General features: G+C 68.6%; 25 protein-coding genes. 15 read left to right on the forward strand and 10 right to left on the reverse strand.

Annotated features, from left to right (window positions below):
* Window positions 1-67 precede the first annotated feature (67 nt).
* Window positions 68-1,402, forward strand: coding sequence for an HNH endonuclease signature motif containing protein (locus ACQ260_RS11670; protein WP_432559606.1), 1,335 nt, complete (start codon window positions 68-70; stop codon window positions 1,400-1,402).
* 1 nt (window position 1,403) lies between these two features.
* Here the strand turns inward: ACQ260_RS11670 and otsB are convergent, their stop codons facing one another.
* Entirely contained in the window at window positions 1,404-2,240 is an 837-nt protein-coding gene (otsB, locus tag ACQ260_RS11675) for a trehalose-phosphatase (RefSeq protein ID WP_432559607.1), read from the reverse strand.
* A gap of 57 nt (window positions 2,241-2,297) precedes the next feature.
* Between otsB and ACQ260_RS11680 the strand changes: the two genes are divergently transcribed.
* Window positions 2,298-3,725 (forward strand): alpha,alpha-trehalose-phosphate synthase (UDP-forming), encoded by a 1,428-nt coding sequence (locus tag ACQ260_RS11680; protein ID WP_432559608.1) that lies wholly within the window; start codon window positions 2,298-2,300, stop codon window positions 3,723-3,725.
* An 8-nt stretch (window positions 3,726-3,733) separates the two neighbouring features.
* On the opposite strand, the gene ACQ260_RS11685 is transcribed toward ACQ260_RS11680, so the two are convergent.
* Window positions 3,734-4,039: a monooxygenase gene (locus ACQ260_RS11685; protein WP_432559609.1), complete on the reverse strand. Its 306-nt coding sequence runs from the start codon at window positions 4,037-4,039 to the stop codon at window positions 3,734-3,736.
* On the opposite strand from ACQ260_RS11685, the gene ACQ260_RS11690 reads away from it, so the two are divergent.
* Window positions 4,038-4,193, forward strand: a complete 156-nt coding sequence (locus ACQ260_RS11690; protein ID WP_432559610.1) for a hypothetical protein — start codon at window positions 4,038-4,040, stop codon at window positions 4,191-4,193. The two genes, ACQ260_RS11685 and ACQ260_RS11690, sit on opposite strands and share 2 nt — an antisense overlap.
* Here ACQ260_RS11690 and ACQ260_RS11695 read toward each other — a convergent pair.
* A complete protein-coding gene (locus tag ACQ260_RS11695) occupies window positions 4,180-4,725 on the reverse strand; it encodes a YceI family protein (RefSeq protein WP_432559611.1) in 546 nt (181 codons plus the stop codon). The two genes, ACQ260_RS11690 and ACQ260_RS11695, sit on opposite strands and share 14 nt — an antisense overlap.
* A 196-nt stretch (window positions 4,726-4,921) precedes the next feature.
* On the opposite strand from ACQ260_RS11695, the gene ACQ260_RS11700 reads away from it, so the two are divergent.
* From ACQ260_RS11700 to amrS, 7 genes are all read left to right on the forward strand, one after another.
* A complete protein-coding gene (locus ACQ260_RS11700; RefSeq protein WP_432559612.1) occupies window positions 4,922-5,668 on the forward strand; it encodes a PIG-L deacetylase family protein in 747 nt (248 codons plus the stop codon).
* 75 nt (window positions 5,669-5,743) lie between these two features.
* Window positions 5,744-8,290 (forward strand): PEP/pyruvate-binding domain-containing protein, encoded by a 2,547-nt coding sequence (locus ACQ260_RS11705; RefSeq protein WP_432559613.1) that lies wholly within the window; start codon window positions 5,744-5,746, stop codon window positions 8,288-8,290.
* A 523-nt stretch (window positions 8,291-8,813) separates the two neighbouring features.
* Window positions 8,814-10,313 carry a CHAP domain-containing protein gene (locus ACQ260_RS11710; protein WP_432559614.1) on the forward strand — a complete coding sequence of 500 codons (1,500 nt, stop codon included), beginning with the start codon at window positions 8,814-8,816 and terminating at the stop codon, window positions 10,311-10,313.
* 19 nt (window positions 10,314-10,332) lie between these two features.
* Window positions 10,333-10,758 carry a thioredoxin gene (gene trxA, locus ACQ260_RS11715; protein ID WP_432559615.1) on the forward strand — a complete coding sequence of 142 codons (426 nt, stop codon included), beginning with the start codon at window positions 10,333-10,335 and terminating at the stop codon, window positions 10,756-10,758.
* Between the two features lie 146 nt (window positions 10,759-10,904).
* Window positions 10,905-11,699 carry an AmmeMemoRadiSam system protein B gene (gene amrB, locus ACQ260_RS11720; RefSeq protein ID WP_432559616.1) on the forward strand — a complete coding sequence of 265 codons (795 nt, stop codon included), beginning with the start codon at window positions 10,905-10,907 and terminating at the stop codon, window positions 11,697-11,699.
* Window positions 11,680-12,279: an AmmeMemoRadiSam system protein A gene (gene amrA / locus ACQ260_RS11725; RefSeq protein WP_432559617.1), complete on the forward strand. Its 600-nt coding sequence runs from the start codon at window positions 11,680-11,682 to the stop codon at window positions 12,277-12,279. Before amrB ends, amrA begins: the two co-directional genes overlap by 20 nt.
* Window positions 12,276-13,340, forward strand: coding sequence for an AmmeMemoRadiSam system radical SAM enzyme (amrS, locus tag ACQ260_RS11730; protein WP_432559618.1), 1,065 nt, complete (start codon window positions 12,276-12,278; stop codon window positions 13,338-13,340). Before amrA ends, amrS begins: the two co-directional genes overlap by 4 nt.
* 10 nt (window positions 13,341-13,350) lie before the next feature.
* On the opposite strand, the gene ACQ260_RS11735 is transcribed toward amrS, so the two are convergent.
* Window positions 13,351-13,995 carry a hypothetical protein gene (locus ACQ260_RS11735; protein WP_432559619.1) on the reverse strand — a complete coding sequence of 215 codons (645 nt, stop codon included), beginning with the start codon at window positions 13,993-13,995 and terminating at the stop codon, window positions 13,351-13,353.
* Between the two features lie 27 nt (window positions 13,996-14,022).
* Here ACQ260_RS11735 and ACQ260_RS11740 point away from each other — a divergent pair, with 27 nt between their 5' ends.
* Window positions 14,023-14,250: a hypothetical protein gene (locus tag ACQ260_RS11740; RefSeq protein ID WP_432559620.1), complete on the forward strand. Its 228-nt coding sequence runs from the start codon at window positions 14,023-14,025 to the stop codon at window positions 14,248-14,250.
* A gap of 54 nt (window positions 14,251-14,304) precedes the next feature.
* On the opposite strand, the gene pdxH is transcribed toward ACQ260_RS11740, so the two are convergent.
* From pdxH to ACQ260_RS11755, 3 genes are read right to left on the reverse strand one after another with little or no spacing between them, the layout of a single operon-like run.
* Window positions 14,305-14,937 carry a pyridoxamine 5'-phosphate oxidase gene (gene pdxH, locus ACQ260_RS11745; protein WP_432559621.1) on the reverse strand — a complete coding sequence of 211 codons (633 nt, stop codon included), beginning with the start codon at window positions 14,935-14,937 and terminating at the stop codon, window positions 14,305-14,307.
* Window positions 14,938-14,985: 48 nt separating this feature from the next.
* On the reverse strand, window positions 14,986-15,477 hold the full coding sequence (locus tag ACQ260_RS11750; RefSeq protein WP_432559622.1) for a YbaK/EbsC family protein: 492 nt from the start codon (window positions 15,475-15,477) through the stop codon (window positions 14,986-14,988).
* Window positions 15,474-16,517, reverse strand: a complete 1,044-nt coding sequence (locus ACQ260_RS11755; protein WP_432559623.1) for an NAD(P)-dependent alcohol dehydrogenase — start codon at window positions 16,515-16,517, stop codon at window positions 15,474-15,476. The genes ACQ260_RS11750 and ACQ260_RS11755 overlap by 4 nt, the downstream gene beginning before the upstream one ends.
* Before the next feature lie 55 nt (window positions 16,518-16,572).
* Between ACQ260_RS11755 and ACQ260_RS11760 the strand changes: the two genes are divergently transcribed.
* The gene (locus tag ACQ260_RS11760; RefSeq protein WP_432559624.1) at window positions 16,573-17,979 is read left to right on the forward strand and encodes an FAD-binding oxidoreductase; all 1,407 of its coding nucleotides are present in this window, start codon (window positions 16,573-16,575) and stop codon (window positions 17,977-17,979) included.
* A gap of 130 nt (window positions 17,980-18,109) precedes the next feature.
* Here the strand turns inward: ACQ260_RS11760 and ACQ260_RS11765 are convergent, their stop codons facing one another.
* Window positions 18,110-19,042, reverse strand: a complete 933-nt coding sequence (locus ACQ260_RS11765) for a DUF4352 domain-containing protein (protein ID WP_432559625.1) — start codon at window positions 19,040-19,042, stop codon at window positions 18,110-18,112.
* 159 nt (window positions 19,043-19,201) lie between these two features.
* Between ACQ260_RS11765 and ACQ260_RS11770 the strand changes: the two genes are divergently transcribed.
* Both ACQ260_RS11770 and ACQ260_RS11775 read left to right on the forward strand, forming a co-directional pair.
* The gene (locus ACQ260_RS11770; RefSeq protein WP_432559626.1) at window positions 19,202-20,467 is read left to right on the forward strand and encodes a sensor histidine kinase; all 1,266 of its coding nucleotides are present in this window, start codon (window positions 19,202-19,204) and stop codon (window positions 20,465-20,467) included.
* A 35-nt stretch (window positions 20,468-20,502) separates the two neighbouring features.
* Window positions 20,503-21,165, forward strand: coding sequence for a response regulator (locus ACQ260_RS11775; RefSeq protein WP_432559627.1), 663 nt, complete (start codon window positions 20,503-20,505; stop codon window positions 21,163-21,165).
* Window positions 21,166-21,170: 5 nt separating this feature from the next.
* On the opposite strand, the gene hrpB is transcribed toward ACQ260_RS11775, so the two are convergent.
* Both hrpB and ACQ260_RS11785 read right to left on the reverse strand, forming a co-directional pair.
* Window positions 21,171-23,732, reverse strand: coding sequence for an ATP-dependent helicase HrpB (gene hrpB, locus ACQ260_RS11780; RefSeq protein ID WP_432559628.1), 2,562 nt, complete (start codon window positions 23,730-23,732; stop codon window positions 21,171-21,173).
* Complete coding sequence (locus tag ACQ260_RS11785; protein WP_432559629.1) at window positions 23,729-24,724, reverse strand: isopenicillin N synthase family dioxygenase; 996 nt, start codon at window positions 24,722-24,724, stop codon at window positions 23,729-23,731. Before ACQ260_RS11785 ends, hrpB begins: the two co-directional genes overlap by 4 nt.
* 25 nt (window positions 24,725-24,749) lie before the next feature.
* On the opposite strand from ACQ260_RS11785, the gene ACQ260_RS11790 reads away from it, so the two are divergent.
* A complete protein-coding gene (locus ACQ260_RS11790) occupies window positions 24,750-25,487 on the forward strand; it encodes a DsbA family oxidoreductase (RefSeq protein ID WP_432559630.1) in 738 nt (245 codons plus the stop codon).
* Window positions 25,488-25,539: the final 52 nt, after the last annotated feature.

Raw genomic sequence — 25,539 nt, forward strand, 5'->3', positions numbered from 1 at the left:
GGGAGAGTTGTCCACAGGCGGGTGGGGTGGGCGGCACGCGGGGGCCGGAAGCTCGCATTGTGCGTGCATGGAGACGGAGTGTGGGGCCGGTGTCTGTCCGCTGACGGGCGTCGACAGCGGCGGGGTGCTGGTGATGCTGGAGACGGCGATCGATCGTTTCGCGTGCCTCGAACGTGAGGACGTGACGGCCGAGGAACGCGTTTCGCTGGCCTCCGCTGCGGTGTTGCTGGCTCAGCGCGCGCGGGTGGTGGCGGCGGTGCTCGCCAGTGAGGCCGAATCCGCGGAGGCCGCTGTGGAGGCCAAAGGGACGCCGCTGGCAAGTCTGCTGGCCCAGGACCGCCGCGTCACGACGAAAGAAGTTGCGGGCTTGGTGTTCGCCGGTGGCGACGTCCTCGCTCACGAGCCGCTGCGGCAGGCGGTGTTGGCCGGAAACGTCGGGATCGGCCAGGCCCGTTCGATCGCCGGAGTGATGCGTCAGCTGCCGGGCGGCATGACCAGCGAGGAGATCGACTTGGTCCTGGCCGCACTCCTGGAGCGCGCCGAACTTGATAATGCCCACAAGTTGGCCCGGTCGCGAGACGCCGTGCTGAAGGAGGTGGTGCCGGAAGTCTATGAGGCCATCGACAAGGAAGCCGAAGCCGCGCAGCGGCGGCAGCGGGCAGTTCAGCGCCGTTCGCTGGCTTTTCATTCCACCGGGGATGGGACGACGATCATCAAGGGCCGTCTGCCCGACGCAGAGGCCGCGGCTTTCCAGAAGCACATCAAGGCGGAGGTCGAGGCCGACCGTCGAGCGGGCCGGGACTTGCCGGATGGCGACTACCGGACGTTCGGACAGCGCATGGCGGACGGACTGATGGCTTGGGTGCGCCGGGGTCGACGGGCCGGATCTCTGGCAGGCGACCGGCCCCGGGTGGTGGTGCTCATGAGCTTCGACAAGTTGCGTGAGCTCCTTGAGCAGAACGGCGTTCTGGACAGTGGCGAGGAGATCAGCCCCGGCGAGCTGCGCCGGATGTGCTGCGATGCCGACCTCATGCCGATCGTCTTGGGGGCAGATTCCGAACCGCTCGATGTCGGCATGACCCAGCGGCTTGTGCCGTCGGCAATCCGCAGGACACTCAGCGCACGGGACCGGGGCTGCATCTTTCCGGCGTGCGATGTCAGCGATGACCGCTGCGAAGCCCATCACATCGTGCCGTGGTGGGCTTCCGGACCGACGGCCCTGGAGAACCTTGTTTTGCTGTGTCCCCACCATCACGCCCTCGTGGAGCCGCAACGCTTCTGGGCCGAGCCGACCAGGAGCCGGTGGGAGGTTCGGCTTGGTGCCGACATGGTCCCGGAGGTGATCCCGCCCGATCGCGTCGATCCCAGCCGCACGCCGATGCGACACGAGCGGTTCGGCTGACTCAGCGTTCGAGCTCGGTCGCCAGCCGATCGAGAAGTTCCGCGACGCCAGGGGGGCCTGGCACCACGATGTCCGCGAGCGGTTGCAGCGCGTCCTGCTCGTCGGACCCGGAACAGATCAACAGGCCTTCGAGCGTGCCTGCCTCGCGGAGTTCCCGCACCGCTTCGAAGGCCGGGACATCGCCGAGATCGTCGCCCGCGAACACGATCGTGCGCGGGCGGACCTCGGCCACCAGACGGCGGACCGCGTCGCCCTTGTTGATCCCGGGCGCCCGGAGTTCGAACACGAACTTGCCAGGCTCGAGCCGCAGATCGTGGCGCGCGGCCAGCTCGATCAAGGGAGCCTCGAGAGCCGCATATGCAGCCTGAGGATCATCGAGCTCACGGGTGTGCACGCCGATCGACAGGCGCTTGTCTTCAACGCGCGCGGAGCCCAACCCGAGGCCTGCGAGCAACCGCGGGATCTCGGCCGCAGCGGCCGCGACGCCGTCGGGGGCCCTCGGCTCGTCGAATTCGCCCGTCGCGGCGTCCCAGCGCTCGAAGCCATAGAGCCCGAGGACGGACATCGTCTCCAGACCCTGGCGTTCGTCCAGGCGGCCGAGTTGGACGGCCTTGCGGGCCATGCGGCCGGTGACGACCGCGACCTTGCCGACGCGTTGTCCCAGGCGGGCGAGTGCGCCCACAGTCTCCTCCGAAGCCCACGCGGCATCCGGGTCCCGCACAATCGGTGAGAGCACGCCGTCGAAGTCGCTGCACAGCAGCGTCCCGGCTGGGTCCTCGACGATCGCTCGCCAAGCCCGCCGGCCGGCCTCCGTGCCCAGGTCGCTTTCCATCTCCATGTCCGCCTCACGTCCGCCGATTCCGGCCACAGGCTAGCGTGGAGGGTGGAGGTGCACATGACCAACAACCCCCGATCCGGCCAGGTCGCCCCGCACGCGAGCTTTGTGGTGGTGGCAAATCGCCTCGCAGTCGAGCGAACCACAGACGCCGACGGCCAGCCCGGCTGGCGCACGTCTCCCGGTGGACTGGTGACCGCGCTGGAGCCGATCATGAAGGCCAAGGAGGGCGCTTGGGTCGGTTGGCACGGATCGCCGGACGAGATCCTCGAGCCATTCGCGCACGACGGGATCGAGATGGTGCCGATCCCGTTGGCGGCCGATGAGGTCGCAGAGTTCTATGAGGGCATGTCGAATGCCACCTTGTGGCCGCTCTACCACGACTCCGTCGCGTTCCCCGAGTATCACCGTGAGTGGTGGGACGCCTATGTCAAGGTCAACCAGCGTTTCGCCGAGGCAGCAGCCGAGGTTGCGGAGAAGGACGGCACCGTCTGGGTGCAGGACTATCAACTGCAGTTGGTGCCCCAGATGCTGCGCGGGATGCGTCCGGACCTGAAGATCGGATTCTTCCTGCACATTCCGTTTCCTCCGCAGGAGTTGTTCAACCAACTCCCTTGGCGCAAGGAAATCCTCGAGGGCCTCACCGGCGCCGACATCGTCGGCTTCCAGGTGCCGGGCGCGGCGGCCAACTTTCTGAGGCTGATTCGCGATCGATTGGGCCTCGAGACGAAGCGAGGGGAATTCGTCCGCGCCGATGGCACCCGCGGCCGCGCGGCGGCGTACCCGATCTCCATCGACGCCAACGCCTTCCAGGATCTAGCCAGCCAGCCCGACACCCTCGCACGTGCCCAGCAGATCAGGGATGACCTCGACGCCGAGATTGTGTTCCTCGGTGTGGATCGGCTCGATTACACGAAGGGATTGAGGCAGCGCATCCGGGCGTTCGGTGAGCTGTTCCAGTCGGGACAACTCGATCCGGACAAAGCCGTCTTCCTGCAGATCGCAACGCCTTCGCGGGAGCGCGTGGACGAATATCGCAAGTTGCGCGACGACATCGAGTTGCTGGTCGGCCGCATCAATGGCGACATGGGCAGAATCGGGCGGTCACCGATCAACTATCTGCATTCGGGCTACCCGCGTCAGGAGATGGCCGCGCTCTATCGGGCGGCGGACGTCATGGTCGTCACCCCGTTGCGCGACGGGATGAACCTGGTCGCCAAGGAATATGTCGCCTGCCGCGGCACCGGCGACGGCGCTCTGGTGTTGAGCGAGTTTGCCGGCGCCGCGCGCGAGCTGAAGCAGGCGTGGCAGGTGAATCCCTATGACATCAACGGGATGAAGCAGACCATCCTCGATGCCGCCAATGCCTCGGTGACGGAGAAGCGCCGCCGGATGCGGACGCTTCGCCGGCAGGTTTTCACCAACGACATCAACCACTGGGCCGAGGCGTTCCTCAGCGATCTGGGCGTCGGGGTCGCGGACAAATAGTCCGGCCGTCAGCCCAGCGGCCCGCGGGTGGTGCCGCTCAGGGCCTCGTTGACGTCGAAGAACAGGGCGCGGATGTCGGTGATGCCGAAGCTTTGGAGCCTTGCGGTGTGCTTTTCGGCGTACGCCTTCGCGGACTCGGCATCATCGAACAGATAGATGCCGCCCGCCGTCTGCGTCTCGGCGTTCTCCGTCCAAATCTTCCAGCGGAGGCCCGGCTCGGCGGCGATGTCGTCGGCGAGGGGAGCGTACGCGGCCGACATCTCGGCGCCCCAGGGGCCGTTGGCGGGGAAGTCGAACTGAACGAGGGTGGCCATGGTGGTTCCTTTCCTCAAGCGGGACGCCGACACCGGCGCCCGGACCGTGCGCCAAGTCTGCCGGGTCCTCCCGGAGACGGCAGAACGCCCGCGCCGGGAATCCGACGTGGGCGTTCTGCGACCGGTCTATCAGGAGCTGATCAGGCAGCCTTGATGGCGGACACCTCGAAGACGAGGGTCACCTTCTCGGACACGAGGACGCCGCCGGTCTCGAGCGCGGCGTTCCAGGTCAGGCCCCAGTCCTTGCGGTTGACCTGGATCTGGCCCTCCAGGCCCACACGCTCGTTGCCGAACGGGTCGGTTGCCGCACCGTTGTACTCGAAGTCGATGGTCACCGGGCGGGTGACGTCTTTGATGGTCAGGTCGCCCGTCACGCGCAGCGTCTCGTCGTCGGCTGCGACGACCTCGGTGGACGCGAAGGTGATCGCCGGGAACTGCTCGACGTCGAAGAAGTCGGCCGAGCGCAGGTGGGCGTCCCGGTCCGCGTTCCGGGTGTCGACGGAGGCAACCTGGATGTTGACCTCGATCTTGGCGTTCTGGAGGCCGGCCTCGGTGCTGGCTGTGCCCGAGATGTCGTTGAACGAGCCGCGGACCTTGGTCACCATCGCGTGGCGGGTGACGAAGCCGATCTCGGTGTGCGACGGATCGATGGTGTAGGTGCCGGCGAGCTGGGTAAGAGCGGTCATGGTGAGTCCCTTCAGGAGCTTCTGCTGTGGAGCTGGATTCTTCGTGGTTGAACCTTCACTTAAAGTATGAAGTAAATCCATGGCCGACGCAACCCGACCGTTTCATTCTGCGAAACGCTGTTGGGCCGGGCCACGGGGAGTGGCTCCGCGAGGGCCCCGAGCCGCGCAGCATGGAGGCTCTCGCCACAATGGGTGCATGACAGAGACCCCCTCCACCCTGCCAGCGCTGCCCGATGCGGAGTGGTCGCGCATCCTCTGTGTGGTGGCGCATCCCGATGACCTGGAATATGGCACTTCGGCCGCGGTGGCGCAGTGGACGCGGCAAGGCAAGAAGGTCGCCTATCTCCTGCTCACCTCCGGCGAGGCCGGCATGCAACTCCCGCCGGAGGAGGTCGGCCCGCTGCGTGCGGAAGAGCAGCAGCGAGCTTGCGCCGAGGTCGGCGTCGATGCTCTCCGCATTCTCAACCACCCCGATGGCACCCTCGTCTATGGCCTCGACCTTCGTCGTGACATCGCCCGGATGGTCCGGGAGTTCCGCCCGGATGTCGTGCTCACTGCGAACTTCGACGTCGAGGCCTATGGCGGTCTGAACCAAGCCGACCACCGGGCTGCCGGCTTGTCGACCATCGACGGTGTGCGGGACGCCGACAACAACTGGATTTTCCGGGAACTCGTTGATGAAGGGCTGCCCAAGTGGCACGCCAAGGCACTGCTGGTCGCCGGTCACTCCCAGCCCACGCATGCGGTCGAGGTGGATGCCGAGGCCGTCGCTGCCGGCGTGAGGTCGCTCGAATGCCACGCGGCCTATCTGGCGGACCTCCCCAACCATCCGGTGCCCGCGGAGTTCATCCCGGAGATCCTGCGGGAGGGTGGGCGTGCGTCGGGAGTTGAGTACGCCGCAGTTTTCCGCGTGTTCGACCTCGGCGGGCTCGCGGGTTCCTGACGCCGTCGTCGCTAGGCTGACTGGATCGACAGGATCAGCGCCGACCTGTGCGGCGCGACAGGCCAAGGCAGGAACGTGGACACCTACAACGCCGTCTCCACCGGCTTTCCCGGGATCGACCGAGTGATCGACGGGCTGCGCCTCGGGGACAACGTGGTGTGGCAGGTCGACTCGGTGGAGGACTATCGCCGGGTCGTGGACCCCTATGTCGCCCGGGCGCTGGCAGACGGGCGCCGAGTCATCTACGTCCGGTTCGCGAACCACCCACCGGTGATCCTCGACACCACCGGGATCACCGTCATCGAGCTGGACCCCGCCGAGGGGTTCGAGCACTTCGCGACCACTGTCCATCATCTGGTGGCCCGTGAGGGGCACCGGGTGTTCTATGTGTTCGACTGCCTGTCGGATCTGCTGAGCCACTGGCATTCGGACCTCATGGTGATGAACTTCTTCAGCGTCACCTGTCCGTGGCTCTACGACCTGGACACGGTGGCGTACTTCGCGATCACCCGCAATCTCCACAGCTTCGCCACGATCGCTTCGATCCGTCACACCACCCAGGTCCTGTTCGATCTCTATCTGATCGACGACAAGGCCTACGTCCACCCACTGAAGGTGTGGGAGCGCTACTCGCCGACGATGTTCTTCCCGCATCGGATCGTCGGAGACGAAGCGGTCTCGATCACCTCCTCGGGCGCCTCCGCCCGCCTGTTCGCCTCGCTGAATCGTGGCGGTGAGCAGCCCGACCCCTGGCACGTGATGTTGGACCGGGCCCGGGATGCGCTGTTCGGCATGCCGGACGAGCAGGACGCGGCCAAGGATCTCCTGATGGCGATGCTGATCGGCCGGGATGGGCCGATGGTCGAGCTTTGCCGGCGCTATCTCAACCTCGCCGATCTGTTGTCGATCGCGGACCGGGAGATCGGCACCGGCGCGGTCGGTGGCAAGTCGGTGGGCATGTTGGTCGCGCGCGCGGTGCTCGAGAACCACCCGGTCGAACCGTTTTCCCACCGGTTCGAGCCCCACGATTCCTTCTTCCTCGGTGCCGACCTCTTCTACACCTACCTGGTGGCGAACAACTGGTGGCGCATCTGGTCGGCGCACAAGACCACTGAGGGCTATTTCTCGGCCGCGGCCGAGCTCCGCGCGGTGATCCGCACCGGCAAGTTCCCCACCACCATCCGCGAACAGTTCATGCGGATGCTCGAATACTTCGGTCAGTCCCCGATTATCGTCCGCTCGTCGTCGCTGCTGGAGGACAACTACGGCAACGCATTCGCGGGCAAATACGACTCCGTCTTCTGCGTGAACCACGGCACCCCCGAGGAGCGCCTCCAGGCGTTCGAGGAGGCAGTGTTGACCGTGTACGCCTCAGCGGTCTCGGAGGATGCGCTCGCGTACCGGATGAACCGCAACCTCGTCGAACGCGACGAGCAGATGGCCGTCCTGGTGCAGCGGGTCTCCGGTGAATACCACGACACGATGTTCTTCCCGCACGCGGCGGGTGTCGCGAATTCCTCGAACCTGTATGTCTGGGATCCGGACACCGACCCCAGCGCCGGCATGGCGCGCCTGGTGTTCGGCCTCGGGACCCGGGCGGTGGACCGGATCCATCAGGACTACGCGCGCATTGTGGCGCTCGATCACCCGACGCGAAAGGCGCTGGTCGACCCGGCGGACGAGGCGCGCTGGTCGCAGCACTACGTTGACGTGCTGCACCTCACCGAGGGGGACCACCGGACGGTGCCCCTCACCGATCTTCTCGATGCCGACATCGGCGCGTCCTGGTCGCTGTTCGCGACCCCCGATTATCAGATGATCCGCCGCCTGCGGGAGCGTGGTCGCCGCCCCCGGCAGCGGCCGACGGTCCTGGATTTCGCGGGTCTGCTGAATGGCGAGTTCCCCGCCTATCTGCGGTCTGCGCTGCGGGCGCTGGAGGAGGCGTACGCGTACCCCGTGGATATCGAGTTCACGCTCAACGTCACCGACACCGACAGTTGGCGGATCAATCTCGTTCAATGCCGACCACTCCAGACGCGCGGTCTCGGGAAGGCCGTCGCGGTGCCCGAGGCGTGTGATGACGCCAGTTGTCTCTTCACGACCCAGGGCAACTTCATGGGCGGCAACGTGCGCCTGCCGATCCGCTATGTCGTTGCGGTGCGCCCGGAGGCCTATCTGGCGATGGGCCAGCAGGACCGCTATGCGGTTGCCCGCGAGATCGGCCTGCTCAACCGCCTGCTGAAGGGTGAGGACTTCATGCTCATGGGCCCCGGCCGGTGGGGAACCACGACGCCCTCGCTGGGGGTGCCCGTGCGGTTCACGGAGGTCTGCAACGCATCGGTGCTGTGCGAGTTCACCTATGCGGACGGGAACTTCCTGCCCGAACTGTCCTACGGGAGTCACTTCTTCCAAGATCTCGTCGAGACCGGCATCTTCTATGTCGCCTTGTTCGAGGGGCAGGCAGGCACCCGGCTGAACGAGCAGCGCATTCTCGAGCGGCCGAACCTGCTGGCAGAGATCGACCCGGGGGGAGCGGACCTGTCCGACACGATCCACGTGGCCCACTATGACGGGCTGGAGCTCTATTCCGACATCGTGAGCCAACGGCTCGTCTGTCACTGACAGCCCTCCTGGGCCGATCTGGAGCCTCAACCTTCAACCGACGCTTCAGCCGAATCCGTCGCGATGCCGTCGTGCCGCCCGATCGGCCAGGACATCGCGCTGGCTAGGCGCTTCGCAAAACCACACGGCTGTCTTTCGGTGGCCGCGATTCTGTGTGACAGAAGGGATTAACGAGGTTAGTGGTAGCGCTGTGACGCATGAGACTCGAAGAATGCGTGGCGAACAGTGAGCCTGCAGGAGAGTCATGGGATTGCCACATCGGTCGTTGTTGTGGGGCCTCGCGTTGGTCCTCGTCGTTCTCCCTGTCCTGAGCGGACCGGCGTCAGCCGCGCCGTCGAGTCCTGCTCCAGGCGCAGCGGGTACGCCGACGACCTCCCCGTCGCCGAGCCCGACGCGTACCCCCACCCCGTCGGCGCACCCCTCCTCAACGACCTTTTCGGCGAGCTCCTCTTCAGCGACGCCTGCGTCAGCGATCCCCTCAGCGCACACGGCTACGAAGACGGCGACCCCGTCGCGCACGTCGGTGCCCACCCGAACCCCAACGCCCACACCGACCCCCACCACCACACCGACACCCACCCCGACTCCGACGCCCACCCCGACTCCCAGCAGCACCCCCACCCCGACGCCGGAGCCCGCGACACCGCTGGCCATCCAGGACGACGCGGTGCGGGCCCTCTGGTTGAGCCAGGGTGGTGAGCGTGGGTGGCTCGGGCCGGCGCTGATGCCGTTGTATTGCGGTCTGCCCGCCGGCGGTTGTTTCCAACAGTTCCGCGGCGGTTCGATCTATTGGCACCCGGCCACTGGCGCGCACTACATCCGCGGCATGATCCGCGACCGCTGGGGCGCGGCGGGCTGGGAGAGCGGGCGGCTTGGCTATCCGACCTCCAGTGAGTTCTGCGGACTGCGCGGCGGTGGCTGCGGGCAGCGGTTCCAGGGCGGTTTGATCCTGTGGCACCCCCACGTCGGAGCTCAGGCGGTGTGGGGCGCCGTGCACGGTGGGTACGCGGGCTTGGCCTTCGAAAGTGGTCGACTCGGCTATCCCACCTCGGCCGAGATGTGCGGCCTGCGGGACGGCGGCTGCAGCCAGCGGTTCCAGGGCGGGGTGCTGTTCTGGAGCGCCCGCACCGGAGCGCACCCGGTCTGGGGTGCGATGCTGGGACGCTACGCGGGCGAGCCGTTCGAAAACGGCCGCCTCGGTTATCCGACCTCCGGTGAGTTCTGCGGCCTCCGTGACGGTGGCTGCGGGCAGCGGTTCCAAGGCGGAAACATCTATTACCACCCGTCCGCGGGCACCCGCGTGGTGCTCGGGGCGATCATGACGGCGTACGCCGGTTCCAGCTGGGAGGCCGGGCCGCTCGGCTACCCGACGTCCGATGAGTTCTGCGGGCTGGTCCAGAGCGGTTGCGGTCAGCGGTTTCAGCGAGGCCTGATCCTCTGGTCACCTGGCACAGGGCCGCATCCGGTGCGCGGAGCGATTCTCGAGCAGTACGCACGCCAGGGATACGAACGCGGCGCCCTCGGCTATCCTCGGGCCGCCGAATCGACCGCCAACAGAGTCGCGACCCAGCAGTTCCAGAACGGGCAGCTGCGATATTCGTTCGTCACCGGACAGGTGTCCCTGCCGAACGGTGGCTACCCGGACCATGATGCAGTCCCGTGCGGCACGGTGTGGTGCAAGTTCGGCTACCAGTATTCCGCCCGCGGGTTCGCCTATCGCAACTGCACCGACTTCGTGGCTTGGCGCAAGGGCATGGTCTGGAGTCAGATCAACGGCCGTGGGGACGGGCACGCCCGAGGCTGGCGCCAGGGCTGGATCGATCGGGGCCGCCCAGTGAGCAACGTGCCCCAGATCGGGTCGATCGCTTGGTGGGGCACGAGCCGTGGCGGTGGCTATGGCCACGTCGGGATCGTGGTCGGCATCAACCCGGACGGCTCGGTCAACGTCGAGCATTACAACTTCAACATCCGGGGCGGCCACTCGATCACCAACAACCTGCGGGCGGAGGCCTATCTCCACTGACCCGAAGTACGGTTGACCCATGACGAGCAAAGTCACGCCCTGCCCCTCGTGCGGGACGAAGAACCGGGTGCCGGCGATCGCAGCCGGGACCCCGCGGTGCGCGAAGTGCCAGGCCGACCTCCCGTGGATCGCGGACGCCGGCGACCGCGACTACGACGAGGTGGCGGACAGTTCGCGGGTGCCGGTCCTGGTCGACCTCTGGGCCGTGTGGTGCGGTCCTTGTCGCCAGCTGTCGCCTCTGCTGGAGGGGTTGGCGACCGAACGTGCCGGCCGGCTCAAGCTGGTGAAGGTCAACGTGGACGATTCGCCGGAGACGCAGGCCCGCTTCGGTGTCCAGGCCATCCCCACGCTGCTGATGTTCGTCGACGGCAAGCAGGTTGGTGAACAGCGTGGTGCGCTCGCGATGCCTGCCCTGCGCGCATGGGTCGATTCCGTCGCCGGCTGAACCGGGGCCCCCTCCGGGAGCGACCTGAGGTGCCGGAGGCCTACCGCCCGGTCGGTCCGGGATAACCGGTTTCCGCGGTTGCGGCGCGCATCTTTCCCGGGGGACGTACGTTGGAGGTGAGAGCCAGTCACACAGGAGTGATGGACATGCGCAGAGTTCGCCGTCCCGCGGTGGCGGGACTGTTCTACCCCGGCGGCAAGACGGATCTCGCCGGCACCGTCGATGGCCTGCTGGCCGAGGGACGTGCCCAAGCGGGTCCTGATCCCCGCGTGCCCAAGGTCGTGATCGTTCCCCACGCGGGCTATATCTATTCCGGTTCGACCGCGGCGCAGGCCTACGCACGCGTCGAACCGGCTGCGGAGCGCATCACCCGGGTGGTGATGTTCGGCCCCAGCCACCGCGTCGCGCTGCGGGGGCTCGCGCTGCCGTCGAGCAGCAGCTTCAACACCCCCCTCGGTGACGTAGCCATCGGCACCGCCGACATCAGTGACCTGCCGAAGGTCCTGGTCACGGACGCCCCTCATGCCCAGGAGCACTCGCTGGAGGTCCAGTTGCCATTCCTGCAGCGGGTCCTCGGCGACTTTGAACTTGTTCCCTTTTCGGTCGGCGTGGCCGAACCGGATGAGGTCGCGCGCGTCATCGACCGCTGCTGGGGAGGTCCCGAGACCCTCCTTGTCTTCAGCACCGACCTGTCGCACTACTACCCCTATGACACGGCCCAGCGGCTCGATGCCGAGACCGTGCAGCAGATGGTGACGATGACGGGTCCGATCGATCCGGACCGGGCCTGTGGTGCTCGGCCCGTCAATGGGCTCCTGGAAACCGGCGCCAGGCGCGGCCTGACCACCGAGCTCTACGGGTGGTGCAACTCCGGTGACACGGCCGGCGACAAGGAAAGGGTTGTCGGTTATGCCGCGATCGGTGCCTTCGAACAGGACTGATGCCCAGCAGGCGGAGCCGCGAGCCGGTGTGCCGTGGCCCGATGATGCGGGCGCGGTGCTCCTGCCGCTCGCCCGCTTCGCCATCGCCGAGCGCCTGGGGATCCGCGCCGAGGAGCCGCTGCACGCCGGCTGGTTGGACGAACACGGCGCTTCGTTCGTCACCCTGCACACCCGCGGGCGGCTGCGGGGCTGCATCGGCACGATCTCTGCGTACCGCTCGATAGCCGACGATGTCCGCAGCAACGCCCGCCACGCGGCTTTTCTGGATCCGCGGTTCTCGGCCGTGACAGCGGGGGAGTACGCGGCGCTGGACCTCGAGGTCTCCCTGCTGTCCCCGCCGGAGCCCCTCGCCTGCCGCAGCGATGACGAGTTGCTCAGCCAACTCCGGCCCGGCATCGACGGAGTGCTCCTCGAGGCAGGCGATCGCCGCGGCACTTTTCTGCCGCAGGTCTGGGACCAGCTCCCCGACCCGCGTGACTTCCTGACCCACCTCAAAGCCAAGGCGCGCCTCGACCGGCAACCGTGGGGACCCGACTGGACGGTGTCGCGCTACACGGTCACGTCCTGGAGCGAGCGATGAACCACCCCGCCCGCTATTGGCGACCGCTCGACGACGGGCGAATCCAGTGCGACCTGTGCCCGCGCGAATGCCGCCTCCGGGACGGCCAGCGGGGTTTCTGCTTCGTGCGGCAGCGCATCGGTGACCGCATGGTCCTGACGACCTACGGCCGATCCTCCGGCTTCTGCATCGATCCCATCGAGAAGAAGCCGCTCAACCACTTCTATCCCGGGACGAGCGTCCTCTCGTTCGGCACCGCCGGCTGCAATCTCGGCTGCAAATTCTGTCAGAACCACGACATCTCGACCGCGGCCCAGATGGATGCGCTCGCCGACAGCGCCAGCCCCGACGACCTGGCCACGGTCGCTCAGGCCTGGAAGTGCCACAGCATCGCCTTCACGTACAACGACCCCGTGATTTTCGCTGAGTACGCCATCGACGTCGCCCGCGCCTGCCGTGCAGCCGGGATCAAGACCGTCGCCGTCACCGCCGGTTATCTCCAGGGCACGGCCCGCCGCGACTTCTTCGCCGACATGGACGCCGCCAACATCGACCTCAAGGGCTTCCGCGATGACTTCTACCGCAAGCTCACCGGCGCGAGGCTGGCGACCGTGCTCGACACCTTGACCTATCTCCGCAACGACACCGACGTCTGGTTCGAGATCACCACGCTTCTCATTCCCGGCCACAACGACGACCCCGGCGAACTCAGGGCACAGTGCGACTGGATCGTCCGCGAACTCGGCCCGGACACCCCCATCCACTTCTCGGCTTTCCATCCCGATCACCGGATGCTCGATGTCCCCCGCACCCCACCCGCCACCCTCACCAGGGCACGCGACATCGCGCTCGAAGCGGGTTTGCGGTACGCCTACACCGGCAACGTCCACGACCGTGCGGGAGACACCACCTTCTGCGCCGGCTGCGGGTCGGAACTGGTCGTGCGGGACTGGTACGAGATCCTTCGCTATGACCTCACCCCCGAGGGCGCCTGTCCGCAGTGCGGCTCGGCGCTGCCGGGTCGGTTCGGTGAAAGGGCGGGCACCTTCGGCGCGCACCGCATCCCGATCCGGCTCTCCTGACCTGCCTCGGTCAGACCTCTCCCGCGACCGCTATCTCGGCGCTCAACTGCCAGCCCTGCGCGAGCGGGAGTTGGTCACCGCTCCAGAACTTGCCCGGGTCGTACCAGTTCGCCGGGTATTCCTCCGGCAGGATGCCCATCTCCTCGAACGACAGCGCCACCACCTCCGCGCAATAGGCCACAGCCGGCCGCAGTGGATCGGGCTCGGAACGCTGTCCGATGAGGGCCTTGGGCCGGGTCGTGCGCCCCCGCAGCCAGCGCCAGGCGAGGCGGCTGGTCGACGGGAACGACACGCCGTTGAGCCGGGCGATCACCCGCAGCAGCGCGTCCTCCTCGGCGCGCCCGACCTCGGGCGTGAGCTGCCGCAACCAAGCCTGCTGGTGATAGCGCTCCTGCCAGCGCACCACGGCCGCGCGCAGATCGTGCAATTGCACCCCCGAGTGCTTCCCACCCGTCCACGCATCAGGCAGTGACCGGCCGAGCTCCGCGTGCCACATCAGCGGCGGCAGGTCGTCGATCGCGACCGTCATCCCGACGTGGTTGACCGGTGCGTTCGTGACCGCACGGATCGCCCGGTCGGCCCGTGTCCTGCCACGGAAGACCCAGATGTCCCCGGTCCGGGTGTGGGCGAGCGCTTCCTCCAGACTCAGCGGCATGTGGCCAGTCTTGCCTAGTCTTGTGCCATGAGTGCGCAACGCCCCAAGTCGAAACGGCCCAGGTCCGCGCGGCAGCGACCGAAGCGCTCCTGGGCCGGCCGGATCGCCAAGTGGCTCGGCATCGCGGGCCTCCTGGGCGTCGCCGCCGGTGGCGTGCTCATCGCGCGCGACGAACGGGTGCGGCGTGCGTACACTCCCGATGAAATCCGCGAACGTCTCCACCAACGCGCGGCAGAGGCTGGACACCAGGACTGACCGGTTCATTCCTCGGCGAGGAATTCCTCGCGCCGCGCCCGGGGCCCAGCGCGTTCAGGGAGCGAGCCGCTCGCGAACCCAGGCACCGCCTTCGCGTCGATAGCGCAACCGGTCGTGCAGGCGGGACTTCCGGCCCTGCCAGAACTCCCAGGTGTCGGGCACCAGGCGATAGCCGCCCCACCAGTCCGGGCGTGGTGGACGCAGGCCGTGCTCCGCGGCGGCCTTCGCCGCATTGGCCACCAGCACCCCGCGGTTCGCGATCACTTGCGACTGCGGAGACGCCCAGGCGCCAAGCCGCGAGTCGAGGGGCCGGACGGCGTAGTAGGCGTCGGATTCGGTCGCCGATATTTTCTCGACCCGTCCCTCGATGCGAACCTGCCGCTCAAGCTCCACCCAGTGGAACAGCAGGGCGGCCTGGTCGTTGGCGGCCAGCTCGGCTCCCTTGCGGGAGTGGTAGTTCGTGTACCACACCACCCCTCGCTCGTCGTATTCCTTGATCAACACGATCCGTGCCGACGGGCGACCTTCCGCGTCGGCGGTCGCCAAGGTCATTGCGTTGGGCTCCGGCAGCTTCGCTGCGACAGCGGCATCGAACCAGCGCCCGAACTGCTCCACTGGATTGAACGACGACGCCGACTCGTCCAGCTCGCCGGCCTGATAGCTCTTGCGCATGCCCCGGAGATCCATGCGCACATGCTAAGCCGCGGCCCTTGTCCGCCGCGCCGGAAGGGCGGCTCAGGCGACCCGCGTGACCACCCCATCGGTGAGCACGACCAACTGGTCGCACGTCAGCGGGAACACCGCATGTGGAATCCCGCCGGCGGCCCAGATCTCGCCGAACTCACCGAGGTCCTGGTCCACCAGTGTCCGGATCGGCGCCGGGTGTCCCACGGGCGCGACCCCGCCGATCGGTTGGCCTGTGTGCCGACGGACGAACTCCGCATCCGCCCGTCCGATCGCCTCGCCGATCACCGCTGCGACGACGTCGGGGTCCACACGATGCGCTCCTGAGGTCATGACCAGCAGGGGCTGATCAGACTCGGTCCGGAAGATCAACGAGTTGGCGATGGCACCCACCTCGATGCCGAGCTGGGCCGCCGCAATCTTGGCCGTCGGTGCCGGCTCCGGGAGAATCCGCACCCGCCCGGAGAAACCCGCGCGCGCGACGATCTCGTTGACCCGGGCACAGCTCGGATGCAACGCCGCATCGTCCAGTCCGGCGCTCACAGCGTCGCCGTGTCGATGACGAAGCGATAGCGGACATCGGAGTTGACGACGCGATCGTAGGCCTCGTTGATCTGCTCCGCGCCGATCACCTCGACCTCCGCGGCGATGCCGTGCTCGGCGCAGAAATCGAGCATCCGCTGGGTCTGGGCGATGCCCCCGATGTTCGATCCGGAGAGGGATCGGCGACGCCCGATCAACTGGGGCAGCACCACCGGCAGCGGCTCGGTCGGCATGCCCACGTTGACCATCACGCCGTTGCGGCGCAGCAGCCCGAGATAGTCACTGAGGTTGATGCCCGCGGACACCGTGTTGAGGATGAAGTCGAAGGATTCCCGCAGCTCGCGGAAGACCGCGCGGTCGGCGGTGGCGCGGTGGGCGACGGCGCCGAACCGTGCCGAATCGGACGCCTTCCGGTCGGTCTGGGACAGCACGGTGACCTCGGCGCCCAGGGCATGTGCGATCTGCACACCCATGTGCCCGAGTCCGCCGAGTCCGACGACGGCCACCTTCGTGCCGGGGCCGACTGCCCAGTGTTCCAGGGGCGAATAGGTCGTGATCCCCGCGCACAGGAGCGGGGCCGCGGTCTCGAACGGGATCGATGCCGGAATGTGCAGCGCGAAACGTTCCGTGACCACGATCTCCTGGCTGTAGCCACCCTGGGCGATTTCCCCGTCCGGATATTCCGAGGCATAGGTCCACACGAGAGCGCCCGTGCAGTACTGCTCCTCCCCGTCCGCGCATGCCTCGCACTGGCCGCACGAGTCGACCATGCAGCCGACCCCGGCCCGGTCACCCACGGCGAACTTCGTGACCGCCGAACCGACTTCGACGACCTCGCCGGCGATCTCGTGGCCGGGCGCGATCGGATACGTCTTGGCGCCCCATTCCCCGCGGACTGTGTGGATGTCGGAGTGGCAGATCCCCGCGGCCACGATTCGGATCCGGATGTCGTCCGGGCGCAGGTCGCGTCGGGTGATCGTGATCGGCTCGAGCGGCTCCCCGGCTCCGGGGGCGGCCCAGGCGCGAACGGTGGTGGGCATCGTTCCTCCTCGCGAATGACGTCGCTGCGTACGTTACGCCCGTACCCTGACAGTTATGACCGACACCGACCTGGTCAACGTCTCCACCGTCCTCGCCGAATTGACCGATGCCCTCCCGGCGGGCGTCCTCAACGTCGATCCGGATGTGCTCGCGACCTACAGCATCGACCGGGCGATGTTCGTCGAGCCCGGGCGGCCCATCGCCCTGGTCCGGGCCCGCGACACCGCGCAGGTCCAGACGGTGTTGCGGATCGCGACGAAATACCGTACGCCGGTGGTCCCGCAGGGCGCCCGCAGCGGCCTCTCCGGCGCGGCCATCGCCAGCGACGGATGCATCCTGCTGAACGTCGAGCGCATGAACCGGATCCTGGAGATCGACGTCGCGAACCGGCTGGTCGTGACGCAGCCGGGGGTTTTCAACGCGGATCTGTCACGCGCGGTGGCCGAACACGGGCTCTATTACCCACCCGATCCGGCCTCGTGGGAGTTCTGTTCGATCGGCGGCAACCTGTCCACCAACTCGGGCGGACTCTGTTGCGTGAAATACGGGGTGACCACCGACTACGTGCTCGGACTCGAACTGGTGCTCGCGGACGGGCGCATTCTGCGCACGGGCCGGCGTACCGTGAAGGGGGTCTGCGGCTATGACCTCACCAAGCTGATCGTCGGGTCCGAAGGCACGCTCGGCGTGATCACCGAGGCGACGCTGATGCTGCGGCCCAAGACCGAGCAGCCACTGACGATCGCTGGGCTCTACGAATCCACCGAGGCCGCCGCAGCGGCCGTTTCCGCAGTGATCGCTGCTGGCATGGTCCCGTCGCTGCTCGAGTTCATGGACCGCGCCAGCATCGACGCGGTCAACGATTCCTTCAACATGGGCTTCGAGGACCACGTGCAGGCAGTGCTCCTCGCCCAGTCCGATGCCGGCGGCGAACGAACCCGGGCCGACATCGAGCAACTAGCGGCGATCTTCGAGGCTGCCGGGGGCGAGGTGATGATCGCCGATGATCCGGTCGAGGGTGAGGCGCTGCTTGCCGCGCGACGTCAGGTGCTGACCGCGTTCGAGCGCTTCGGCACGACGATGATCGACGACGTCTGTGTGCCACGGGATCGGCTGGTCGCCCTGGTGCACGGGGTGCAGGAGCTGGCGAAGGAGCACGGGGTCATGGTCGGCGTCGTGGGCCACGCGGGGGACGGTAACTTCCATCCGACGGTGTGTTTCGACCCGACCGATCACGATCAGGCGCGGCGCGCCAAGGAGTTGTTCGACGCGATCATGGTGCTGAGCCTCGAGCTCGGCGGCACGATCACCGGGGAGCACGGCATCGGCACGATGAAGATCGACCTGCTGGAACGCGAGATCGGTGACGTGTCGGTGGAACTGCACCGCCGGGTCAAGGCCGCGTTCGATCCGCTCGGCATCCTCAACCCCGGCAAGGTGTTCAGACCCTCTCCGGCCTGACCGTCACTCTCCCGCCGTCCCGCTGGCTGAATCGGTGAACCCGGGCCGGCGCGTGGCCGGCCCGGGGTTCCGGAAGCCCCCCGAGCGCTGTCCGGAGACCCCAGGCCGGGATCAGGGGATGGCGACTGCGTCACCGCAGCGCCACGAACACGTCCTTGCCGAACATGCCCGGGCTCACGCGGAGGACTCCGGAGTCGTCCTTCGGGATGTGGAGCGCGACGTTGCCGGTGGCGCTGGCGCCGGTGTAGAGCTCGGCGTACCCGAGTTCGTCCGGCCCGACCACGCTCTTGTCGTACGTGCTGATGACGTTGCCGGCGCTCGTCACATATTTGACGTCGACCTCCGCCGGCGTCCCCGACTCGTCGCCCAGATAGGTGACGGTCAGGTTGACCAAGGCGAACGTGTAGCCGGCATCGGGTTCGTCGTTGAACGGGTTTTCCGCTGCGATCTTCGCGTTGGCGTCGAGATCCACCGAGTTCACGGTGACCTGCCATTCCTCGTTGGAGAGCGCGGTGCCGGTCGGATAGGGGTTGGCGCGTGTGCCGTGGGCACTCTGCTCGCCACCAGCGGGCTCGGCGGCGGGTTCACCGTCGCCTGCTCCGCCGCCGTCCGGTGCGACCGGTGCGACCGGTGCCACCGGCGCGGCCGTGACCTCGCCCCCACTGAAAGCATCGTCGAAGGCGCGCGCGGCGGAACTCATGAACGCGATCGCGCCCGCCACGGTGCCGACCACCGCGATGATCAGGGCCGCGACCGCCATCCTCTTCGGTTGCTCCCGCTGGAACAGCGCGACGAGCGCGAGGATGAAACCGATGGGCAGCAGCACCCAGCCGAGGATGTACGCCCCCTCCCACACCGCGAACACGAAGCCCGCGACCGCGACCACGAACGCGACGATGGCAATCACGTTGCGAGCACGGACAGGTGTGGGCGCGGCCTTGCCGGGATCGGTGGGCTCATCGGGGTCACGGTGGGGGGCGGGCCCGTCGGTGTCTTTGGGCTGGGGGCTGGCGTACGCCGCAGCGCCTTCGGGCTGAAACTGATCGGGGTTGTGCTGGGACATCGTTCCTCCTGTGGTCTGCTCCCAGCAAACCGTCCGGGACCCCCTCCCCACATCGCCCGAACGCAGGCGACGGACCCCGCCGAACGGCCTATTCCTGGGGCTGCCCGCTCAGCCGAACGGGCGAGGCACATTGTCGGAGGCGGCCCATACGATGCCCCTGTGAGGCAATTCGAGGCAGTCGGTGATGATCGGCGTCCCCCTGTGTGGCGGTCGATCCTCCTCGGGCTGATTGCCTGCTTCGGCACGACGCTCAGCACGGTCTATTCCCCGATGGGGTGGCAAGCCGGCCGGACACAGGACTCGGCCGCCGACGCTGCCCTATTGGTCGTTCTCGGCGCCCTGGTGTTCGCCTTCGGTGCGCCGGCCGCCCTGTTCTGGCGACACCGATTGCCGTTCGTGCTGGTGCTCGCCGCAGCGTTCATCCCCGTCCTGCTGCCCGTGGGCAACACAATGCTGTTCATCCTGCTGGCGAACCTCATCGGTCGTCGCCGCGGACCGGCGGTCTGGTGGACGACCGCCCTGGTGTGGCTCACTTCCACCTGGGTGGTCGTCGCCGATGCGCTGGCCCAGCCCCGCGGTGCCTCTTTGCTCAAGGGCACGTTCGGGCCGGAGGGCGCGGACCTGGCCGAGCGGGCTTCCGTTCACCCGACTGTTGTGGTGACGGTCGCCATCCTCGGGTTCGCGCTGTCGGTCGGCATTGGTCTGCTGCTGCGGGCCCGCCGCGAGGCGGCGTCGGCACAGGGCGCGGCAACGGAGCAGCGCGCCACCAGCGATCGGCTGGGTGACGAGGCCGCTCGTCGCCAGGAACGCGAGCGCATCGCGCGGGAGGTTCACGACGCGATGGGCCATCGGTTGTCGCTGCTCAACCTGCACGCGGGCGCGATGGAGGCCAACGCCCACGACGACCCGCGCATGGCGGAGTCCGCACGGCTGGTCCGGACCAGCGCGGCCGCCGCCATGGAGGACCTGCGCTCCCTCCTCGCCGTGCTGCGCGATCCGCTCGCCGCGGATACCGCGGATCTCCCGCTGGCCAAGCTCGCCGAGGTGGTGCGGGAGTCGTTCGGCGCGGGTCAGCCGCTGAATTCCTCGATCTTCATCTCCGACCCCGACCGAGCCGACCCCGCCCTCGCCCGGGCCGTCTATCGGATCGTCCAGGAGCTCCTCACCAATGCGCGTCGCCATGCCCAGGGGGAACAGCTCTTCCTGACCGTCGAGGGCGGCCCATCGAGCGGCGTGGTGATCGATGCCCGCAACCGCTATCGGGGCGGGTGGGGCAGGAACCGTGAGCCCGGCACCTCCCGCGGCCTGACCGGCATCACCGAGCGCGCCGAATTGCTCGGCGGATCGATGAGCTATGGCCTCGACGATCACGGCAAGACGTTCCGGGTGCGGGTCGAGCTGCCCTGGCGGGAGCGCGCGGTCTGAGACCGGGCGTCGGCCGGACGGCCTAGGATGCGTGGGTGCCCACCCGTGTCCTGCTCGTCGACGACGATCCGCTGGTCCGGTCGGGGCTGCGCTATCTCTTCGATGCTGCCGACGACCTGACCGTGGTGGGGGAAGCCGCCGATGGGGACGAGGCGATCACCGCCGTGCAGCGCCATCACCCCGACGTGGTCCTCATGGACCTGCGGCTGCCGCGCGTGGACGGGATCACGGCCACCGCCCGGGTCCGGGCCTTGCCGAACCCGCCGCGTGTGATCGCGTTGACGACCTGGGATGTGAACGATGCGGTCCTCCGGTCGCTGGAGGCCGGCGCGTCCGGCTTTCTGTTGAAGTCTGCCGACCCCAAGGACATCCTCCGGGCCGTCCGGTCGGTGATGGCGGGCGACGCGGTGCTGTCGCCGCGCAGCACGCGCCAACTCCTCGATCACTTGCGCGCCGACGACGCGGTCGGTCTCCGCCGCTCGGCGGAGTCCGCGCTGGGGGCGCTCACCGACCGGGAGCGCGAGGTGTCCACCGCCGTCGGCCTCGGCCTGTCGAACGCGGAGATCGCGGCCCGGCTGTTCATCGCGGAGGCAACGGTCAAGGCGCACCTCTCGGGGATCCAAGCGAAGCTCGGAGTTCGCAACCGTGTCGAGATCGCGGTGCTGGCCGAGCGGGCCGGGCTCCTTCGCCCCACCTGAGCCGTTCACCGGCCCGAGCGGGTCGTCCCCCTGCGCGGTGGTGCTGTCAACGGATCCTCTGGCCAGGGGTGTTTTGCGTACCGACCACGATTCTCCGCCCGCACTCCCGGATAGGCGTTCACCCAGAACGACGCCAGGTCGTCGGTGACCGCCAAGGGTCGTCCGGCGGGGGACAGCAGGTGGAACAGCACCGGCACGCCCGCCACAACCGGAGTATCGGTCAGCCCGAAGCACTCCTGCAGCTTCACGGCCAGCACCGGACGGTCAGCGGGGTCCTCCGGATAGGCCAACCGGATCCGCGAGCCGGTCGGCACGGCAAGTCGTTCCGGCACGAGCTCATCGAACGTTCCCGCCTGCGGCCACGGCAACAACCGCCGCAACGCAGCCACCAGGTCCAGTGACCGCACAGCCGCGCCTTCGGCGAGCTGGATGAGCTCCGGCCCGAGCCATTCGTCCAACCGCTCGATCAGCGCTGCATCCGTCACCGCCGGCCAGGGCGCGCCCAAGTGTTCGGCAGCGAACGCCATGCGACGCCGCAGTGCCATCGCGGCATCCGGCCACTGGAGCAGCCCGAGCCCGGACGACACCAATGCGGAACGCACCGCAGCTGCGCCGGCCTCTCGCGGCACGGGCACGGGGGTGACGGACACCTGGATCGCGCCGAGGCTGCGCACCCGCACCGCCCCCACCCGGCCCCCCACCCAGGTCACCTCGTCGCGCTCGCTCAGCAACCCGACGGTGAGCGCGGTCTCCTCGTCCAGCACGGCAGCCGCGCGGATGATCGCGCCGCTGCCCCGGTGGCCGCCCTGTCGGTCCACCTGGGCGACCGCCAACCATTCCGGGCGACCGAGTGTGCTGTCGGGCGGCAGATCGGCGGCGGTGCCGGAGGCGAGGAGGTACGCGCGCGAGTCTCCGCCACGCCGCCGCGCGATGCGGTCCGGATAGGCGGCGGCGACGACGAGCCCGATCTCCTGACCAGGCTGGGCCATATCCGCTGGCACGGCGGCGACCTCGGCGAGCCGGGCGAGGCGTTTCGATTCGGTACGCCACCCCGCTGCCCCCGGACTCCGCCCGGACCGCAGATCACGCAGCAGCGCAGCGAGATCCGCGCCGGGGGCACGCTGATCCGCCTCGAGCGCTGCCACGATCTCGGCGGCCCGGCGTGCGCCCGTCGGCCCGCCGAGCGATTCAGCTCCGACGAACAGCCCTCGCGCCAGCCGTGGATCGACGGGCACGCGCGCCAACCGGTGCCCCTCCGCGGTCGCCCGCCCGTCGGCTGCCACCGCGCCGAGGTCCCGCAGGGTCTCCTCGGCCCGCGCGAGAGCGGCGGGTGGCGGCCGATCGGGCAGGGTCAGGCCTTCGCCGCGTGGTGTGCCCCAACAGGCCAGATCCAGCGTCGCCCGCGTCAGATCCGCCGTGAGGATCTCCGGAGTCGGCGCGGCGGCCAGCCGGGACCAGGTCTCCGCGGCGAAGCAGCGCACCGCGACACCGGGCGCCTCCCGGGCGGCGCGGCCCGCCCGCTGCTCCGCCGATGCCCGCGATTCCGTCCGGGTCACCAGCCCGGTCATGCCGCGGATGCCGTCATAACGTGGTTCGCGGGCCAGGCCGGAGTCGATCACGATCCGCACCCCCGGCACGGTCAGGGACGACTCCGCCACCGACGTCGCGACCACGATCCGCCGCTGGGTGTCCGCCGTGAGCGCGGCCTGCTGCTGCGCCATGGCCAGCCGGCCGTGCAGAGGCAGCACCGCCACCTCCGGCACCGCGCCCGCCAACAGACCGACGACCCGCTCGACCTCGCGCACCCCCGGAACGAACACCAACCCATTCCCCGGCCAGGCCGCCAGCGCACCCCGCGCGGTCTCGGCCACGTGCGTCAGGAACGCATCGGTCACGCCGCGGGCGTCGAAGGGTGCCGCGCCGGACGGCGGGGCCCAGTCGACGTCGAGGGGGTGCAGCGTGCCGTCGATCCGGACCACCCGCGCCGGCGCGCCGGGGCCGGCCAGCAACTCGGCGAACCGCTCGGCCGCCAGGGTCGCGGACATCGCGATCACCGTCAGGTCGTCCCGCAGTTCCGCGATCTCACGGACCATCCCGAACACCAGGTCGGAGTCGAGCTGGCGTTCGTGGACCTCGTCGAGAACCACCGCGGCGACCCCGGGCAGGTCTGGTTCGGCGAGGAGGCGGCGCAGGAGGACACCGGTGGTGCAGAACTCGATCCGCGTTGCGGCGCTCACGCGGGTGTCGCCGCGCACGCGATAGCCGACCGGCCCGCCCGGTTCAGTGTCGCCGCCGGCCGGTCCGGCCAGGAAGGCGAGGCGGTGCGCAGCGGCCCGCGCGGCGACCCGCCGCGGCTGGGTCACGATGACGCGGCCGGTCCGCGCGTCACCGCCGGTCAGGAGGGCATTGGCGGCGAGCGCGGGCACATAGGTCGTCTTCCCCGCCCCCGGTGGCGCCTGCACGACGAGCCGCGCCCCCGGCACGAGCGCCCCGACGAGTCCGGAGCTCTCGGCCTGCTCGGCGACCGGCAGCCCGGCCCCGATCCGCGACAGATCGAACGAGGTCACACCAGGTCCGGGTGGTGCCGCGCGGCAACGTCGGGATGTGCTCGCAGGCGTGCCTTGAGCACGTTGTCCCCGAATACCCCGGAGATCACGTTGGCCGGGTCCTGTGTCACCCCCGGTGCGCGGGCTGCGAGCTCCGGCGGCAGGGGGACGAGCGGGACGGCGGAGTCGAGTCGAGGATTGAAGAAGTACGGCACCGACAACCGCTCCGCACCCACCGCCGGCGACACCACCCGGTGCATTGTCGCTTTCAGATAGCCGTTCGTGGCGACCTCGAGCAGCTCACCGATGTTCACCACGAACGCGCCGTCCACCGGCTCGACCGCGACCCACTCGCCGTCGATCTCCGCTTCCAGTCCACCCTTGCCGGGCTCGACCAGCAGCAACGTCAGCACTCCGGGATCCTTGTGGGCACCGACTCCCTGCCGGGCCTCGCCGGCTGACCGGCCCGGATAGCGCACCAGCTTGATCAGTGTGGATGGCGCCTCGGCGAAGGCCGCGTCGAAGAGATCCGGGGCACCGCCCAGCGCAACCGCCCATTCCCGCAGCAGCCGGTGGCCGAGCGCGGAGAGCCGCCGGTCCCAGTCGGCGATCACGGGTTTGAGTCCGGGCAGTTCGGTCGGCCACTGGTTGGGGCCTTCGAGGCGGAGGTACGCCGGCGCCCCCGGGTCGGACACCGCCGGGCGTTCCGCCGCGAGATCGATCTGCTCTCGCTGGTCCTGCTCGCCGCGCGTGTATTCGCCACCAGCCCGCGTGTAACCACGGAAATGCGGGCTGTTCGACATCTCCAGCGCGAGCTTGGCGTGCTCGGGGAGGGCGAAGAACTGCCGCGCCGTCGAGAACAACTCGGTCATGGACTCGACCGGGATGCCGTGTCCGATCAGGTGGAAGACACCCACCTCGTGGGTGGCTTCCCGGAGTCGCCGACGGAACGCGGCCGCCGCGTCGCCGCCGGCGTCGGCCTCCCGCAGGTCAAGCACAGGAACCTTGCTCATGCCACGGAAGACTAGGGTGGAATGCATGACGACGACCCTGCGCGTGGATATTTGGTCCGACATCGCCTGCCCCTGGTGCTATATCGGCCAGGCCCGGTTCGCGAAAGGCCTCGACGCCTTCGCGACGGCGAACGGCGTGGACAGGGCCGATGTGCACGTCACGTGGCACTCCTATCAGCTCGACCCGACGCTGCCGGCCCGATTCGACGGCAGCGAGGTGGACTATCTGGTCCAAACCAAGGGCATGACCCGCCAGCAGGTTGAGCAGATGACGGGCCAGGTCGCCGCCGCTGCAGCCGGCGAGGGGCTCCCGATTGACTTCGACGCGGTGGTGCCCGCCAACTCCCTGCGCGCCCACTATCTGCTCAAGACCATCGCCCGCCACGGCGGGGACGTGGACAAGGCGGAGCACGCGCTGTTCGCCGCCCACTTCGCGCAGGGCCAGGTGATCTCCGATGACGAGGTGCTGGTCCGGATCGGCACCGAGTGCGGCATCAGCGCCGAGCAGGCCCGCGCCGGTCTCGACGACGACACCATTCACGCGGAGGTCCAGGGCGATTTCGCAACCGCCAGGTCGATCGGTGTGTCGGGGGTGCCGTTCTTCGTGCTGGGGGAGAAGTACGCCGTGTCCGGCGCCCAGCCGCCCGAGCTGTTCACCCAGGCCCTCGAGCGGACTTGGAGCGAACTCCAGCCGGCCAAGCCGCAGTTGATCAATCTCGACTCCGCCCCGGGCGAGGCCTGCGGCCCGGAAGGGTGCGACTGACATCACGTGCCGCAGGCTGGTCCTGCTCAGGAAGTTCTCGGGAACGCCACGT

Source organism: Ammonicoccus luteus (genome assembly GCF_050880385.1).
Taxonomy (GTDB): Bacteria; Actinomycetota; Actinomycetes; order Propionibacteriales; family Propionibacteriaceae; genus Enemella.

Bases quoted from the DNA above. Each gene is read 5' to 3' on its own strand.
- ACQ260_RS11670 (WP_432559606.1), top strand. From the start codon at position 68: ATGGAGACGGAGTGTGGGGCCGGTGTCTGTCCGCTGACGGGCGTCGAC.
- otsB (WP_432559607.1), bottom strand. From the start codon at position 2,240: ATGGAGATGGAAAGCGACCTGGGCACGGAGGCCGGCCGGCGGGCTTGG.
- ACQ260_RS11680 (WP_432559608.1), top strand. From the start codon at position 2,298: ATGACCAACAACCCCCGATCCGGCCAGGTCGCCCCGCACGCGAGCTTT.
- ACQ260_RS11690 (WP_432559610.1), top strand. From the start codon at position 4,038: ATGGTGGTTCCTTTCCTCAAGCGGGACGCCGACACCGGCGCCCGGACC.
- ACQ260_RS11685 (WP_432559609.1), bottom strand. From the start codon at position 4,039: ATGGCCACCCTCGTTCAGTTCGACTTCCCCGCCAACGGCCCCTGGGGC.
- ACQ260_RS11695 (WP_432559611.1), bottom strand. From the start codon at position 4,725: ATGACCGCTCTTACCCAGCTCGCCGGCACCTACACCATCGATCCGTCG.
- ACQ260_RS11700 (WP_432559612.1), top strand. From the start codon at position 4,922: ATGACAGAGACCCCCTCCACCCTGCCAGCGCTGCCCGATGCGGAGTGG.
- trxA (WP_432559615.1), top strand. From the start codon at position 10,333: ATGACGAGCAAAGTCACGCCCTGCCCCTCGTGCGGGACGAAGAACCGG.
- amrB (WP_432559616.1), top strand. From the start codon at position 10,905: ATGCGCAGAGTTCGCCGTCCCGCGGTGGCGGGACTGTTCTACCCCGGC.
- amrS (WP_432559618.1), top strand. From the start codon at position 12,276: ATGAACCACCCCGCCCGCTATTGGCGACCGCTCGACGACGGGCGAATC.
- ACQ260_RS11735 (WP_432559619.1), bottom strand. From the start codon at position 13,995: ATGCCGCTGAGTCTGGAGGAAGCGCTCGCCCACACCCGGACCGGGGAC.
- ACQ260_RS11740 (WP_432559620.1), top strand. From the start codon at position 14,023: ATGAGTGCGCAACGCCCCAAGTCGAAACGGCCCAGGTCCGCGCGGCAG.
- pdxH (WP_432559621.1), bottom strand. From the start codon at position 14,937: ATGGATCTCCGGGGCATGCGCAAGAGCTATCAGGCCGGCGAGCTGGAC.
- ACQ260_RS11755 (WP_432559623.1), bottom strand. From the start codon at position 16,517: ATGCCCACCACCGTTCGCGCCTGGGCCGCCCCCGGAGCCGGGGAGCCG.
- ACQ260_RS11760 (WP_432559624.1), top strand. From the start codon at position 16,573: ATGACCGACACCGACCTGGTCAACGTCTCCACCGTCCTCGCCGAATTG.
- ACQ260_RS11765 (WP_432559625.1), bottom strand. From the start codon at position 19,042: ATGTCCCAGCACAACCCCGATCAGTTTCAGCCCGAAGGCGCTGCGGCG.
- ACQ260_RS11785 (WP_432559629.1), bottom strand. From the start codon at position 24,724: ATGAGCAAGGTTCCTGTGCTTGACCTGCGGGAGGCCGACGCCGGCGGC.
- ACQ260_RS11790 (WP_432559630.1), top strand. From the start codon at position 24,750: ATGACGACGACCCTGCGCGTGGATATTTGGTCCGACATCGCCTGCCCC.